The sequence below is a fragment of the Pseudomonas sp. FeN3W genome (assembly GCA_030263805.2).
Lineage (GTDB): Bacteria > Pseudomonadota > Gammaproteobacteria > Pseudomonadales > Pseudomonadaceae > Stutzerimonas > Stutzerimonas stutzeri_G.
The window spans coordinates 4724638-4740015 of the sequence record CP136010.1; the positions used below are offsets into that span (position 1 = coordinate 4724638).

General features: G+C 63.5%; 13 protein-coding genes. 9 read left to right on the forward strand and 4 right to left on the reverse strand.

Annotated elements, in window-relative coordinates:
* Positions 1 to 91: 91 nt before the first annotated feature.
* Both P5704_022325 and P5704_022330 read left to right on the forward strand, forming a co-directional pair.
* On the forward strand, positions 92 to 1522 hold the full coding sequence (locus tag P5704_022325) for a PLP-dependent aminotransferase family protein (protein ID WOF78699.1): 1431 nt from the start codon (positions 92 to 94) through the stop codon (positions 1520 to 1522).
* A gap of 33 nt (positions 1523 to 1555) precedes the next feature.
* Positions 1556 to 2074 (forward strand): hypothetical protein, encoded by a 519-nt coding sequence (locus tag P5704_022330; protein ID WOF78700.1) that lies wholly within the window; start codon positions 1556 to 1558, stop codon positions 2072 to 2074.
* 27 nt (positions 2075 to 2101) lie between these two features.
* On the opposite strand, the gene P5704_022335 is transcribed toward P5704_022330, so the two are convergent.
* Together P5704_022335 and P5704_022340 are read right to left on the reverse strand one after the other, a co-directional pair.
* On the reverse strand, positions 2102 to 4669 hold the full coding sequence (locus tag P5704_022335) for an EAL domain-containing protein (protein ID WOF78701.1): 2568 nt from the start codon (positions 4667 to 4669) through the stop codon (positions 2102 to 2104).
* A 123-nt stretch (positions 4670 to 4792) separates the two neighbouring features.
* Positions 4793 to 4960, reverse strand: coding sequence for a DUF2897 family protein (locus P5704_022340; protein ID WOF78702.1), 168 nt, complete (start codon positions 4958 to 4960; stop codon positions 4793 to 4795).
* Positions 4961 to 5126: 166 nt separating this feature from the next.
* Here P5704_022340 and pyrF point away from each other — a divergent pair, with 166 nt between their 5' ends.
* The gene (gene pyrF, locus P5704_022345) at positions 5127 to 5822 is read left to right on the forward strand and encodes an orotidine-5'-phosphate decarboxylase (protein ID WOF78703.1); all 696 of its coding nucleotides are present in this window, start codon (positions 5127 to 5129) and stop codon (positions 5820 to 5822) included.
* Positions 5823 to 5875: 53 nt separating this feature from the next.
* Here pyrF and P5704_022350 read toward each other — a convergent pair whose 3' ends face one another.
* Positions 5876 to 6880 carry an NADP-dependent oxidoreductase gene (locus P5704_022350; protein ID WOF78704.1) on the reverse strand — a complete coding sequence of 335 codons (1005 nt, stop codon included), beginning with the start codon at positions 6878 to 6880 and terminating at the stop codon, positions 5876 to 5878.
* A gap of 217 nt (positions 6881 to 7097) precedes the next feature.
* Here P5704_022350 and P5704_022355 point away from each other — a divergent pair, with 217 nt between their 5' ends.
* On the forward strand, positions 7098 to 7859 hold the full coding sequence (locus P5704_022355) for an SDR family oxidoreductase (GenBank protein ID WOF78705.1): 762 nt from the start codon (positions 7098 to 7100) through the stop codon (positions 7857 to 7859).
* Between the two features lie 808 nt (positions 7860 to 8667).
* Here the strand turns inward: P5704_022355 and P5704_022360 are convergent.
* Positions 8668 to 9855 (reverse strand): benzoate/H(+) symporter BenE family transporter, encoded by a 1188-nt coding sequence (locus P5704_022360; GenBank protein ID WOF78706.1) that lies wholly within the window; start codon positions 9853 to 9855, stop codon positions 8668 to 8670.
* 245 nt (positions 9856 to 10100) lie between these two features.
* Between P5704_022360 and fliE the strand changes: the two genes are divergently transcribed.
* Genes fliE through fliI form a run of 5 tightly spaced genes read left to right on the forward strand, consistent with a single transcriptional unit; the run spans position 10101 to position 15375 of the window.
* Positions 10101 to 10430 (forward strand): flagellar hook-basal body complex protein FliE, encoded by a 330-nt coding sequence (gene fliE / locus P5704_022365; protein WOF78707.1) that lies wholly within the window; start codon positions 10101 to 10103, stop codon positions 10428 to 10430.
* Between the two features lie 13 nt (positions 10431 to 10443).
* Complete coding sequence (fliF, locus tag P5704_022370; GenBank protein ID WOF78708.1) at positions 10444 to 12222, forward strand: flagellar basal-body MS-ring/collar protein FliF; 1779 nt, start codon at positions 10444 to 10446, stop codon at positions 12220 to 12222.
* Positions 12215 to 13231: a flagellar motor switch protein FliG gene (gene fliG / locus P5704_022375; protein WOF78709.1), complete on the forward strand. Its 1017-nt coding sequence runs from the start codon at positions 12215 to 12217 to the stop codon at positions 13229 to 13231. The genes fliF and fliG overlap by 8 nt, the downstream gene beginning before the upstream one ends.
* Positions 13232 to 13250: 19 nt before the next feature.
* Positions 13251 to 14027 (forward strand): flagellar assembly protein FliH, encoded by a 777-nt coding sequence (fliH, locus tag P5704_022380; GenBank protein WOF78710.1) that lies wholly within the window; start codon positions 13251 to 13253, stop codon positions 14025 to 14027.
* Entirely contained in the window at positions 14017 to 15375 is a 1359-nt protein-coding gene (gene fliI / locus P5704_022385; GenBank protein WOF78711.1) for a flagellar protein export ATPase FliI, read from the forward strand. Before fliH ends, fliI begins: the two co-directional genes overlap by 11 nt.
* The last annotated feature ends 3 nt before the right edge of the window (positions 15376 to 15378 follow it).

Here is a 15378-nt window from a genome sequence, read left to right on the forward strand (position 1 = left end):
GACTGTTTCGCCTAGACGTGACCTAACTGTATTGGTCCGGGTCTCCAGCAGTGCGCTACTGTTACGGTTCAGTTGGCAGGAGACCGACGAGATGACCAATCTGTTGCTCTATCAGCGCATTGCCCAGCAGCTTGCCGAAGATATTCGACGTGGCGTGTATCGTCCCGGTGAGCGCGTACCTTCGGTACGCAAGATGAGCCGACAGCTGAGTGTCAGCCACGCCACGGTGTTGCAGGCGTACGCCAATCTCGAAGATCAGGGCATGATCCGTGCGCGCCCGCAGTCCGGCTTCTATGTCCACCAGACGCCGGTACTCACTGCGCCGACGCCGGATATCGCCCAGGTCGAGCGGCCGAAACTGGTTACCCGCAGCAGCATCATCAATCAGGTGCTCAGCGAGTCGCGCCGCGAGGGGCTGATTCCGCTGGGGGCGGCCGTGCCGCACGTGGATTACCTGCCCGTGCGAGCGTTGCACCAGCAGTTGGCCAAGGTCACGCGGTTCCAGAGCCCGCGGGCATTCAGCTACATGTTCAGTCCGGGCTACGAGCCGCTGCGTCGCCAGGTGGCGATTCGCATGCGCGATGCCGGGGTGGTGGTGGATTCGAACGAGATCGTCATCACCCACGGCTGCGTTGATGCACTGCAGATGTCGCTGCGGGTCCTGACCAAACCGGGCGATCTCATCGCCGCCGAGTCGCCGACCTATTACGGCCTGCTGCAGCTGGCCGATCTGCTTGGCCTGAAGGTCATCGAGATACCCAGCGACCCGGACACCGGCATGAGCCTTGAGGCGCTGCAGCTTGCGGCCGGGCAGTGGCCGATCAAGGCGCTGGTGCTGACCGCGCGCCTGAGCAATCCGCTGGGCGTGAGCATGCCTGACCACCGCCAGAAGCAGCTGCTGAGCCTGGCGGCGCGTTTCGACATCCAGATCGTCGAGGACGATATCTATGGCGAGCTGATGTTCGACCAGGGCCAGTACAAAGCGCTCAAGTCCAATGATCGGGACGGTCGTGTCATCTACTGTTCCAGCTTTTCCAAGACGCTTTCGCCTGGGGTGCGCATCGGTTGGGTCATCGCCGGGTGTCATCAGGCCGAGATCGAGCGCCTGCAGACCTTCAGTACCCATTCGGCGTGCAGTGTCACTCAGATGGGCGTGGCGGCTTATCTGGAGAACGGGGGTTACGATCGGCACCTGCGTGCCATTCGCCAGGAGTACCGCAAGAATCTCAGCGCGTTTCAGCTGGCGGTACAGCGCTACTTTCCGGAAGGCACCCAGATGACGCGCCCCAAGGGTAACTTCATCCTCTGGGTCAGCCTGCCGGTGCGGGTCAATACCCAGGACCTGCATGTGAGGGCTCTGGAGCAGGGGATCAGCATCGCGCCGGGACTGATCTTCAGCAACACTGAACAGTTCAACCACTGCATTCGTCTCAACTGTGGGTTGCCCTGGAATAACGAGACCGAACGGGCACTGCGAACGCTCGGACAGCTGGCCTCGGAGCTGTGTCGGGATGCCCAATAGAGCCCCAAACCTGCCGCTGTGAGGAGTATTCGGATGCAAAGGCCGCTGTTGTTATTGCTGTCGTTGGCCTTGCTGAGCGGGTGCGGGGACGACGAGTCGACCTCATCGCGTGCACCCGCGCGAGTCGAGCAGCCCTTCGAGCCCAAGAGTGTCGTCGAACAGGAAGAGGTGCCGCCGGATCTCGATATCGAGTTGGCGCCGATCGAAGAAACGCCCGAAGCCGAGCCGCCGGACGTGGAGATCAGCCTGCCTGAGCCCGTTCCCGAGGTCGAGGCGCCTGACTCGAAGCCTCAGCTTTCGACGGTAAAGCGAGCCACACCGCCAGCGAAGGTCGAGTTGCCCGAGCCTGAACTCGATTTGCGCTTGCCCGAGGATCTAGTCGAGCAATTGGCGCCGAGTTCGGGTGACGAACCGATGCGGCTGTTGCCGCCGCTCTTCGAGGGCAGCGGGCCGTCGCGATCGATGCAGATCGGCGGTCGTCTGATTTCCGGAGATACGGAAGACGAGGAGCTCATCGAGGGCGCGGAGATTCGCCTCGAATTCAAGCGCTGAGGTGCATGCGTTCAACGGCGCTGCGTTTTAGCCCCTCGCTGGCAGCTGCGACAGCAGCCGCTGCAGTTCATCGGCCGGCATGGGGTGGCTCATATGGAAGCCTTGCACCTCGGTGCAGCCGTCGTCTTTCAGCAAACGCAGCTGCTCCTCGGTTTCCACGCCCTCGGCCGTCACGCGCATCTGCAGCCCGCGACCCAGTTCGATCAAGGCGCGTACGATCGAATGATCTTCCATAGACTGCTCGATACCGGCCACGAAGCTGTTGTCGATCTTTATCACATCGAAGGGGTAGTGGCGCAGGCTGGTCAGCGACGAGTAGCCCGTGCCGAAGTCATCCACGGCCAGGTGCACGCCGAGTGCCTTGATCCGCTTGAGCCGGTCCAGCGTGCCCTGCGTTTCCCGCAGCAGGGCACTCTCGGTAACCTCCAACTCCAGCCGCTCGCCTGGCAGACCGTTCTTGCCGAGGGCCTGGGCTATCTCATCGAGCAGCCGATCGTCATGCAGCTGCAATGGCGAGAGGTTGACCGAGACGACGGTATCGGCTGGCCAGTGGGTCGCCTGGTCGCAGGCCTGGTGCAGTACCCAACGCCCGAGCGGAATGATCAGCCCGGTTTCTTCGGCCAGCGGAATGAACTGCTCTGGCAATAACAGCCCGCGCTCGGGGTGATTCCAGCGTACCAGCGCCTCGGCACCGACGATGTGCATGCCTTCGCTCAGGTAACGGGGCTGGTAGTAGACCTCCAGCTGCTGCTCGGCAATCGCGACGCACAGCTCCTGCTCGCGTTGCAGCCGCTCGTGCAGCCGTTTATCCATATCGCGGCCATAGGCGCGCCAGGTTCCCCGGCCGGCTTCCTTTGCCTGATAGAGGGCGATGTCGGCACAACGCAGCAGTTCGTTGGGCTGGTTGGCATCGTTGGGCGCCAAGGCTACGCCGATGCTGGCACCGATAGTGATCTGCTGGTCCTCGTAGACGAAGGGCGCGCTGAGTGCCTCGATGATGCGGTTGCAGAGACGATCGATATCGGTGTCTTCGCTCATCCGATGAAGCGCGACGACGAACTCGTCGCCGCCTAGCCGGGCTACAAGATCGCCGTCGCGGGTGTGTTGGCGCAGTCGGGATGCCACGCTGATCAGCACCTCGTCGCCAGCGGCGTGACCGAGGGTGTCATTTACCGGTTTGAAGCGGTCCAGATCGATGTAGAGCAGTGTCAGGGCCGAACCGCTACGAAGCGCCGCCAGATTCTGATCGAGGTAGTCGCGCAGCCGGCTGCGGTTGGGCAGGCCGGTGAGGGCATCATGCTGGGAGAGGTACTGGACGCGAGCCTGCGCCCTGGTTTCCTCGGTGATGTCGCTGGCGGTACCGCGGTAGCCGATCAGCTCGGCGTCCTGATGGATGGCGCGTGCGGCCAGCCGGCAGAAACGCTCGCAGCCATCGGCTGCGCGATAGCTGCTGCGCAGCGGTGCGTCCTGTGGTGCCTGGAGCCAGTTCTGCAGTGCGGCGCTGTCGCTGATCAGCAGCTCCAGCAACGGGCGGCCCAGCCACTGGCTGGGCTCGTGGCCGGTGATCTGGCGAAAGCGATTGGAAAGGAAGGTCAGCCGAGCTTGCGCGTCGGTCTCCCAGATCCAGTCGGAGGCGGCCTCGGCGACATCGCGAAAACGTTCTTCGCTTTCTGCCAGCGCGCTGCGGCTGGCGGCCAGCCGTGCATAGCTGATGTCGAGCAACCGCAGGCTGCGCAAGGCATGGCGAATGAGCAACCAGGCGAGCAGCCCCAACCCCAGTGCCACGGCGGCGAGGATCGGCAGGGTGACCCATAGCAGCAGGCGCCCGGGCTGGGCCGGCGTCCAGGTGAGCTGGATGGTCGAGCCATCTTCCAGCGGTCGCTCGATGCGCGGACCATCGGTTGGCAGCGAGTCCGAAGCCAGGCGCAGACGCTCGATCGCATACTGCTCACCGATTTCTGCCAGCCGCTCGGCATCCAGCAGGTCGACGAACAACAGAACTGATGCCGGCCCTTCGTCCTGCTCGACATCCGTACCTCCGGTGGTCAGTTCGGCCGCGACGACCAGCGCCGGCTGACCGTCAGCCCAGAGCAGGGCTGAGACGCCCGATTCTTCCTCGACTGCTTCTCGGGCTCGCGCCAGTAGTTGTGGTAAGCCGCGCTGGAGAAACTCGAAACTGTCGATTGGCTGCAGTTCGCCGCGAAACACGGAGTAGACCGTATTGCCTGCCGGAGTGATGACCAGCACCGCTTCGTAGCCGAAGTCCTTGTACAGGGACGGGCCGAGATTGGCCTGGGTAAAGGCCCAGTCGAGATCGACCTGGCTGTTTAGGTGCGCGTAGGCATCGCCCCAGAACGCATAGTCGACGATGGAGCGGTTCATCCAGTCGCGCTGCGCCTGCAGCGCCTTGCCTACGAGGAAGTGGCTTTGTTGCAGCGCGTCCTGATCGATTCGCCGGGCGATGTGGATCAGCGCAGCGGCGGCCACAACGAGGGCGACGACCAGCAACGCGGCCATGCCAGGAAGAATGCGGCGGGCAAAGATCGATCTGGCCTTCGGTTTGACCGGGCCATCGTCGGGAGGGGGCGTTTGCATGAGGGGATTCCTGCCAGCACTGCTTTGGATCGCGGCAATGGCGGCATGGTGCCGCTACCGCTCGGCAAAATCATCGTAAATAGCAGCGGACTGCCGGCCCGAACTGCTGCATTGGATCGGCTTTCAGCGGTCGCGGGAGTCCTGCGCGTCCGCCTCGGCGTTGCGTTGAGCGATGCGTTTCTTCTGTTCGTCGGTCAGCGGAATCTTCTTGGCCGTCGAGCGCAGCATCAGCAGGCTACCGACGATCGAGCCCAGCGCGACGAGCAGGATAAGCCAGAAATACCAAGGCATGTTTTTCCTCCAGGCGATTGATCGGCTATGGCGCGCCGCACTCTACGGGGCGGCGCCTGGGTGGTCACGATCTGCGTTGCGATAGCTATTCTGACCCCGCAGGCAGGCTTTCGTCGCGTGCGGTGTTTTCTGCGACAATGCGCGCCGACTTTTCCGAGGACGTGTCATGACCTGCCAGACTCCGATTATCGTAGCGCTCGATTTCCCATCCCGCGATGCTGCTTTGGCATTGGCGCGCCAGCTCGATCCGCGGCTTTGCCGGGTCAAGGTCGGCAAGGAGCTGTTCACGCGTTGTGGTCCTGCCGTGGTCGAGGCATTGCAGGGAATGGGCTTCGAGGTGTTTCTCGACCTCAAGTTTCACGATATTCCCAACACCACCGCGATGGCGGTGAAGGCTGCTGCCGAGCTGGGTGTGTGGATGGTCAACGTGCACTGCTCCGGCGGTCTGCGGATGATGGCGGCCTGCCGTGACACGCTTTCCGGCATGTCCGGGCCTGCGCCGTTGCTGATCGGTGTCACCGTGCTGACCAGCATGGAACAGGACGACCTCGCCGGCATCGGTCTGGATGTCGCGCCGCAGGAGCAGGTGTTGCGGCTGGCCGGGCTGGCTGCGCAGGCTGGGCTGGATGGGCTGGTCTGTTCGGCGCAGGAGGCCGTGCCGCTCAAGGCGCAATTCCCCGCGCTGCAGCTGGTCACTCCGGGCATTCGTCCGGCCGGCAGTGCGCAGGACGACCAGCGGCGCATCCTGACTCCCGCCCAGGCCATGGCTGCAGGCTCCGATTATCTGGTGATCGGCCGGCCGATCGCGCAGGCAGCCGATCCGGCACAAGCGTTGGCAGCCGTGGTGGCTGAGCTGGCATGACGAAAAAAGGCTGGGCCTCACGGCTCAGCCTTCTTGACGCAGCGGGCGGGTGATCAACTGACCTTGAGCACCAGCTTGCCGAAGTTGCCGCCGGTGAACAGCTTCATCAGCGTGTCTGGAAAGGTCTGCAGCCCTTCGATGATGTCCTCCTTGCTCTTGAGCTGGCCGCTCGCGAGCCATTCAGCCATGTCGCGCATCGCCTCGGGGTAGCGCGAGACGTAGTCGGTCACCACCATACCTTCCATGCGCGCGCGATTGACCAGCAGCGACAGGTAGTTGGATGGGCCCTTCACCGCTTCCTTGTTGTTGTACTGGCTGATGGCACCGCAGATGACCACTCGCGCGCCGACGCTGATGCGTTGCAGCACCGTATCCAGAATGTCGCCGCCGACGTTGTCGAAGAACACATCCACGCCTTTCGGGCATTCACGCTTCAAGCCCGCTGCCAAATCTTCGTTCTTGTAATCGATGGCGCCGTCGAAACCGAGTTTCTCGGTGAGGAAACGGCACTTGTCCGCGCCACCGGCGATACCCACCACGCGACATCCCTTGATCTTGGCGATCTGCCCGGCAACGCTGCCGACCGCACCGGCGGCCCCGGAGATCACCACGGTCTCGCCGGCCTTGGGCTGGCCGACCGCGAGCAGCGCGAAGTAGGCGGTCATGCCGGTCATGCCCAGCGCCGACAGGTAACGCGGCAGCGGGGCCTGCTGCGGATCGACCTTGTAGAAGCCTTTCGGCTCGCCGAGATAGTACGCCTGCACGCCCAGCGCACCGTTTACATAGTCGCCTTCCTTGTAGTCCGGGTGCTGCGAGGCGATCACCTTGCCGACGCCGAGGGCGCGCATCACTTCGCCGATGCCCACCGGCGGAATGTAGGACTTGGCATCGTTCATCCAGCCGCGCATGGCTGGGTCGATGGACAGGTATTCGACCTTGACCAGAATCTGATTGGGGCCAGGCTCGCTCACCGGCTTCTCGACGTAGTCGAAGGTCTCCCGGGTCGGCGCACCGATCGGCCGCTGGGCTAGCAGGAATTGCTGGTTGAGCAGGGTCATGAAATAAACCTCGTGTTTGCGAAAGGTTTGGTTTAGCCCGGCCAGCACCGCGCTGCAAGCTACGTCGGCAGGCTGGAATGAAAGGGCATCCAGTTCGGTGATATGACCGTGACGGCAGTTAAATGCACGAGCGCATAGCGGTATAAGTTCGACCGGGAAGCCTTGTGCGGTCATTTTGCAGGCGCAAGGTGAGTCGAATTCTTCGGGAAGAACAATCATGAGCATGACATTCTCCGGGCAGGTTGCCCTGGTTACCGGCGCAGCGGCAGGAATCGGTCGCGCCACGGCGCAGGCGTTCGCCGAGCAGGGTCTCAAGGTGGTGCTGGCCGACATCGATGAGGCGGGCATTCGCGATGGCGCAGAAAGCATTCGTGCTGCTGGCGGCGAGGCGATCGCCGTGCGCTGCGACGTAACGCGCGATGCGGAGGTCAAGGCGCTCATCGAGCAGACGCTGGCGCAGTACGGGCGGCTCGATTACGCCTTCAACAACGCCGGCATCGAGATCGAGCAGGGGCGCCTGGCCGAGGGCAGCGAGGCGGAGTTCGATGCGATCATGGGCGTCAACGTCAAGGGTGTCTGGCTGTGCATGAAGCATCAGCTGCCGGTCATGCTGGCGCAGGGCGGCGGCGCGATCGTCAACACCGCGTCAGTCGCAGGTCTTGGCGCGGCGCCGAAGATGAGCATCTACGCGGCATCCAAGCATGCGGTGATCGGCCTGACCAAGTCGGCGGCGATCGAATACGCCAAGAAGCAGGTTCGCGTGAATGCGGTATGCCCGGCGGTGATCGACACCGACATGTTCCGCCGCGCCTACGAGGCGGACCCGCGCAAGGCCGAGTTCGCTGCCGCGATGCACCCGGTCGGGCGCATCGGCAAGGTCGAGGAAATTGCGGCTGCGGTGCTGTACCTGTGCAGCGACGGCGCCGCCTTCACCACCGGCCACGCGCTGGCGGTGGATGGCGGGGCGACGGCGATCTAGGTTGTCGGTGTTCGGGATGGGGGCTGCTGATACCGTACTGGCAAGATTGGATGTTGAATGAAAGTTTCGCTTTCATGATCGCTTATCGAGTTGCTTGAAAGTTTGGTTTCGCCCTGCTGGGCGAGTCCCTTTTGGCAGTCGCCCGGATGGCCGGCCCCGCCAAAAGGAACCAAAAAGTCTTGCCCCTTGCATCCGGCCCCAGCTGCGCCGGGGTTCGTTACTTGCTTCGCTCGCCCTTCGGGCCAGCCTGCGGCTGTTACTCCGCTACGCTCCGTTTCGCTCCATCGTCGCTCCAGGGGTCGGCTTACAAGGGCCATCCATGGCCCTTTAAGCCTTTCGCCGCATCCCTGCGGCTCAACCCCTTACGCGACGATTCCGCTCACCCTCCTGATGGGGCGTTTGGAGTCGCCTGATAGTTTGTGCATCGAGCAAAAAGCAAAAATCAATAATTCTCGATCTCCACGATCTTCCAGGCGACTCGGACTCCGTTCCCGTCAGGAGGCCGAGTGGAGGTGTCGCGCAGGGGGACGCGAGGCATGGACGCCGAGCGAGGAACGAAGGGACAGGGACGTCCCTTCGTGACGGCCCCCGGAGCGGCACCGGAAGGAGGGAACCCCGGCGCAGCCGGGGCCGGATGTCGGGTGGCCTTCTTTTTGGTTCCTTTTTCTTGGCCAAGCAAGAAAAAGGGACTCGCCCAGCAGGGCGAAACCAGAAGTATCAGCACACTCGCTAAGCGCCCTGATCACCGAGGTACAACCCTGGGATGACAGCAACACGCAATCTTGCCAGTCCGGTTGTCTACCCAGCTTCAGACCCGCTTGTTAAGAATCACCAGCGTCAGCGCCCCCGCGATCAACCCCCAGAGCGCTGCGCCGATACCGAACAACGTCAATCCGGAAGCGGTGACCATGAAGGTGATCAGCGCCGCCTCGCGCTCGTGCGGCTGCTGCATCGCCTGGGTCAGTCCCGAGCCAATCGAGCCGAGCAGCGCCAGCGCCGCGATGGACAGCACCAGCGCCGCCGGGAAGGCTGCGAACAGCGCTGCCAGGGTGGCGCCGAAGATGCCGGCGATGCCATAGAACACCCCGCACCAGACAGCCGCGGTATAGCGCTTGTGTGGGTCGGGGTGCGCCTCGGGGCCGGCGCAGATAGCCATGGTGATCGCCGCCAGGTGGATGCCGTGGGAACCGAAGGGCGCCAGCAGCACCGAGGCGATGCCGGTGGTGGAGATCAGTGGCGAGGCCGGTACCTGGTAGCCTTCGGCGCGCAATACGGCGAGTCCCGGCATGTTCTGCGAGGCCATGGCGATGACGAACAGCGGGATGCCGATACTGAAGATCGCTGCGAGGGAAAACGCCGGTGTGGTCCACACCGGCACCGCGACCTGCAGGCTGAAGCGCTGGAAATCCAGCAGGCCTGACAACCCGGCGATCAGGCAGCCGACCAGCAGTGCGCCGAGCACCGCGTAGCGCGGCAGCAGGCGCTTGGCCAGCAGGTAGCTGAAGAACATGCCGAGCACCAGCAACGGCTGAATCTCGACGGCACGGAAAATCTCGCTGCCGATATTGAACAGTACGCCGGCCAGCAGGGCGGCGGCCAGCGAGGCCGGCACCCGGCGCATCAGCCGGTCGAAGCTGCCCGTCAGGCCGCACAGGGCGATCAGCGCCGAGGCGAAGATGAACGCGCCGATCGCCTCGGCATACGGCACGCCGGGCAGGCTGGTGATCAGCAGGGCCGCGCCCGGCGTCGACCAGGCGACCACCACCGGCGTGCGATAGCGCAGCGACAGACCGATGCTGCAGATCGCCATGCCGATCGATAGCGCCCAGATCCAGGAGGATATCTGCTGCCCGCTCAGGCCCGCCGCCTGGCCGGCCTGGAACATCAGCACCAGCGAGCTGGTATAGCCGGTGAGCATGGCGATGAAGCCGGCGACGACGGTCGAAGGCGAGCTGTCGCTCAGGGGGCGCAGGGCGGTGCGGCTGATCTGGTTCATTGCTGTTTTCTACTTATGCAAGGTATGGCGTCGCGCGGCTGCTGCGAGCCTATCGTACAAGCCTATTGGCGGTGGTCGGGTAGCGTCGCGGTACAGCCACCAGCGGATTGCACGTAACAGTCGCGGCGATGTGCGTGCAGGTCATCGCCGTGCCAGGCCGTTGGTATTCGATCTGGCACCCTTGTTGCTATCTAGTCTTTGCCTGCCGCGATGCGTCAAAAAAACCGCGGCTGTTGGAGGAATAGATGAGTCAGGGTGTTCAATTCAATCGCTTGATGCTGGAAATGCGGGCCATGCAGACCGATGCAATGGCGCGCGCCAAGCCGGAGGTCAAGACCCAGGAGGTCGGCGCTCCGAGCTTTTCCGACATGCTTGGCCAGGCGGTGAATAAAGTGCACGAAACCCAGCAGGTTTCGAGCCAGCTGTCGTCTGCCTTCGAGATGGGGCAAGGCGGTGTCGACCTGACCGAAGTGATGATCGCCTCCCAGAAGGCCAGCGTTTCCTTTCAAGCCATGACCCAGGTGCGCAACAAACTGGTTCAGGCTTATCAAGACATCATGCAGATGCCGGTGTGAGGCGGATTGAATCATGGCTGAAGCGGTGAACGTTCCGGTGCCGGTTACTCCCGAGGGTGTCAAGAAGCCCTTGCTGGGCCTGTCCTTCCTGGAAAACCTTTCGGATATGTCCATGCTGCGGCAGGTCGGCCTGTTGGTCGGGCTGGCAGCCAGCGTGGCGATCGGTTTCGCCGTGGTGCTCTGGTCGCAGCAGCCCGATTACCGCCCGCTGCTCGGCAGCCTGGCCGGGATGGATGCCAACCAGGTGATGGAAACCCTCGCTGCCGCGGACATCTCCTATACCGTCGAACCGAACTCCGGCGCCCTGCTGGTCAAGGCGGATGATCTTGCGCGTGCACGTCTCAAGCTCGCCGGTGCGGGTATCGCGCCGGCGGACAGCAACATCGGTTTCGAAATCCTCGACAAGGAACAGGGTCTGGGTACCAGCCAGTTCATGGAGGCGACCCGCTATCGTCGTGGCCTCGAGGGCGAACTGGGCCGCACCATTTCCAGCCTGAACAACGTCAAGGGCGCCCGTGTGCACCTGGCGATCCCGAAGAGTTCGGTGTTCGTTCGCGACGAGCGCAAGCCCAGTGCCTCGGTACTGGTAGAGCTTTACCCGGGCCGCGCGCTGGAGCCGAGTCAGGTGATGGCGATCATCAACCTGGTTGCGACCAGCGTGCCGGAACTGAACAAGTCGCAGATCACCGTGGTGGATCAGAAGGGCAATCTGCTTTCCGACCAGCAGGAGCTCACCGAACTGAGCATGGCCGGCAAGCAGTTCGACTACAGCCGCCGCATGGAAGGCCTTTACACCCAGCGCGTGCACAACATTCTGCAACCGGTGCTGGGCAGCGGCCGCTACAAGGCCGAAGTCTCCGCGGACGTGGATTTCAGCGCTGTCGAATCCACCTCGGAAACCTTCAACCCCGATCAGCCGGCGCTGCGCAGCGAGCAGAGCGTCAATGAGCAGCGTCAGAGCAGCCTGCCGCCGCAAGGCGTGCCGGGCGCCCTGAGCAATCAGCCTCCTGGCCCGGCGACCGCGCCCGAGCAGGCCAATCAGGCCGCCGCCGCGGGGGCCGTGGCTCCTGGTCAGCCTCTGCTCGATGCCAATGGTCAGCAGGTCATGGACCCCGTGACCGGTCAACCGATGCTTGCGCCCTATCCGGCCGACAAGCGTGAGCAGGCTACGCGCAACTACGAACTCGATCGCTCGATCAGCTATACCAAGCAGCAGCAGGGTCGCCTGCGCCGGCTCTCGGTGGCGGTAGTGGTCGACGATCAGATGACGCTCAATGCGGCCGGCGAGATGGTTCGCGTACCGTGGAACGCCGATGATCTGGCGCGCTTCACCCGCCTGGTGCAGGACGCGGTGGGTTTCGATGCCAGCCGCGGTGACAGCGTCAGCGTGATCAACACCGCGTTCGTCGCCGACAGCGCAGGGGAGACCTTCGAAGAGATACCGTTCTATTCGCAGCCGTGGTTCTGGGATGTGGTCAAGCAGGTCCTCGGCGTACTGTTCATCCTGGTGCTGGTGTTCGGTGTGCTGCGTCCGGTGCTCAAGAGCCTCACCAATCCGTCCAGCGGCAAGGAGCTGCAGGTTGCCAGCGGTCCGGGCGAGCTGGGCGGCGATGATGGACTGGATTCCGGCCTGGCCAGCGACCGGGTCAGCCTGAGCGGCCCGCAGAACATTCTGCTGCCGAGCCCCAGCGAGGGATATGAAGCCCAGCTGAACGCGATCAAGAACCTGGTGGCCGATGACCCGGGACGGGTAGCCCAGGTGGTGAAAGAGTGGATCAACGCCGATGAATGACAATCGAGTTCAAGCCAAGCTCAACAAGGTCGACAAGGCCGCCATCCTGCTGCTCTCGCTGGGTGAAACCGACGCGGCGCAGGTCCTGCGTCACCTCGGTCCGAAAGAGGTGCAACGCGTCGGTACTGCCATGGCGCAGATGCGCAACGTGCAGAAGGTGCAGATCGAGCAGGTGATGAGCGAGTTCGTCGAGATCGTCGGCGACCAGACCAGCCTCGGCGTGGGCTCCGATGGCTACATTCGCAAGATGCTCACCCAGGCCCTCGGCGAGGACAAGGCCGGCGGCCTGATCGACCGTATCCTGCTGGGCGGCAACACCAGCGGTCTGGACAGCCTGAAATGGATGGAGCCGCGCGCCGTGGCGGATGTGATCCGCTACGAGCACCCGCAGATTCAGGCCATCGTGGTGGCCTATCTCGACCCTGATCAGGCCGGCGAGGTGCTCTCGCATTTCGACCACAAGGTACGCCTGGACATCGTCCTGCGCGTGTCCTCGCTCAATACCGTCCAGCCGGCCGCGCTGAAGGAACTGAACCTGATCCTGGAGAAGCAGTTCTCCGGGAACACCAACACCAGCCGCGCCAGCCTGGGCGGCGTGAAGCGTGCGGCCGACATCATGAACTATCTGGACAGCTCCGTCGAAGGCCAGCTGATGGATGCGATCCGCGACGTGGACGAGGACCTGTCCAGCCAGATCGAGGACCTGATGTTCGTCTTCGACAACCTGGCCGACGTCGACGACCGTGGCATCCAGGTGCTGCTGCGTGAGGTATCCTCCGACGTGCTGGTGATGGCGCTCAAGGGCGCCGACGACGGCATCAAGGAAAAGGTCTTCAAGAATATGTCCAAGCGCGCCGGCGAACTGCTGCGCGACGACCTGGAGGCCAAGGGGCCGGTGCGTGTCAGCGATGTCGAGAATGCGCAGAAGGAAATCCTTACCATTGCTCGCCGCATGGCCGAGGCCGGTGAAATCGTCCTGGGTTCCAAGGGCGGCGAAGAGATGATCTAACCAGGTACGAACTCCACACATGTCCAAGGACAACCCCAGCGACGTCATACGCGCGAAAGACGTCAGCCTGTTCGATCGCTGGTCGCTGCCCAGCTTCGATCCGCAGGGCGAAGAAGACGAGTTGCCCGCCGCAGAGGTCGTGGAAGAGCCTGTCGAAGAGCTGGCGCGAAGCGAGGACGTCCCGGTCGAGGACGTCAAACCGCTGACGCTCGACGAGCTCGAGGCTATCCGCCAGCAGGCCTACAATGAAGGCTTCGCTACCGGCGAGAAGGATGGTTTCCATGCCGGCCAGCTCAAGGCCCGGCAGGAAGCCGAGGCCGCGTTGGCGCCGCGATTGGAAAACCTCGAGCAGTTGATGGGTCAATTGCTCGAGCCGATCGCCGATCAGGATCGCAATCTCGAGCATGCCATGGCGACCCTGGTCAGCCACATGGCACGCGAAGTGATCCAGCGTGATCTGTTGATCGATTCCAGCCAGATCCGTCAGGTGCTGCGTGAGGCGCTGAAGTTGCTGCCCATGGGCGCCAGCAATGTGCGAATCCACGTCAATCCGCAGGACTTCGAGCTGATCAAGGCGTTGCGCGAGCGGCACGAAGAAAGTTGGCGAATTCTCGAAGACAGCAGCCTGCTGCCTGGTGGCTGTCATATCGAAACCGAGCACAGCCGCATCGATGCAAGCATCGAGACGCGTCTCACCCAGGCCATCAAGCAGCTGTTCGAACAGCAGCGCGAGAATGCCACCCGTCCTCCTGCCGCCGATCTGACCATCGATCTGGACTCGTCCGATGCGCCTTGAGCGGACCAGTTTCGCCAAACGTTTCGAAGCCTATGGCGAAGCGATCAAGCTGCCCAGCCAGCCCATGCTCGAAGGGCGCCTGCTGCGCATGGTCGGTCTGACCCTGGAGGCGGAAGGCCTGCGTGCAGCCGTCGGCAGCCGCTGTCTGGTAATCAACGACGACAGTTATCACCCCACCGAGGTCGAGGCCGAGGTGATGGGCTTTTCCAGCGGCAAGCTGTATCTGATGCCCGTCGGCAGCCTTGCCGGCATCGCCCCGGGCGCGCGGGTCGTGCCGCTGGTCAATACCGGACGACTGCCCATGGGCATGTCCATGCTCGGCCGCGTGCTGGACGGGGCAGGGCGTGCGCTGGATGGCAAGGGCGGCATGAAGGCCGAGGACTGGGTGCCGATGGATGGCCCGGTGATCAACCCGCTCAAGCGCCATCCCATCAGCGAGCCGCTGGATGTCGGTATTCGCAGCATCAACGGGTTGCTCACGGTCGGGCGCGGCCAGCGTCTCGGGCTGTTCGCCGGTACCGGGGTCGGCAAGTCGGTGCTCTTGGGCATGATGACCCGCTTCACCGAGGCCGACATCATCGTGGTCGGGCTGATCGGTGAGCGGGGGCGTGAGGTCAAGGAATTCATCGAGAATATCCTCGGCGAGGAGAGCATCAAGCGTTCCGTGGTGGTGGCATCGCCGGCTGACGAGGCGCCGCTGATGCGCCTGCGCGCCGCGCAGTACTGCACCCGTATCGCGGAATATTTTCGCGATCAGGGCAAGAACGTGCTGCTGCTGATGGATTCGCTGACGCGCTATGCCCAGGCCCAGCGCGAGATCGCCCTGGCCATCGGCGAGCCGCCGGCGACCAAGGGCTATCCGCCGTCGGTATTCGCCAAGCTGCCGAGTCTGGTCGAGCGCGCCGGCAATGCCGAGCAGGGCGGCGGCTCGATCACCGCCTTCTACACCGTGCTCTCCGAAGGCGACGATCAGCAGGACCCGATCGCCGATGCCGCTCGCGGTGTGCTCGACGGACACATCGTGCTGTCGCGCCGTTTGGCCGAGGAAGGCCACTATCCGGCTATCGACATCGAAGCCTCCATCAGCCGGGTCATGCCGCAGGTGGTGAGCGCCGAGCATGTACGTGCGTCGCAGCGTTTCAAGCAGCTCTGGTCTCGTTACCAGCAGAGCCGCGACCTGATCAGTGTCGGCGCCTATGTGCCAGGCGGCGATCCGGAAACCGATATGGCCATCGCGCGTCAGGCCGAGATGGTCAGTTACTTGCGCCAGGGCCTCGATGAAAGCGAGGACCTGACGCGCAGCGCCGCGCAGCTCGCCGCGGTCTTCAATCCCCGGCAGGGCGGCTAACCG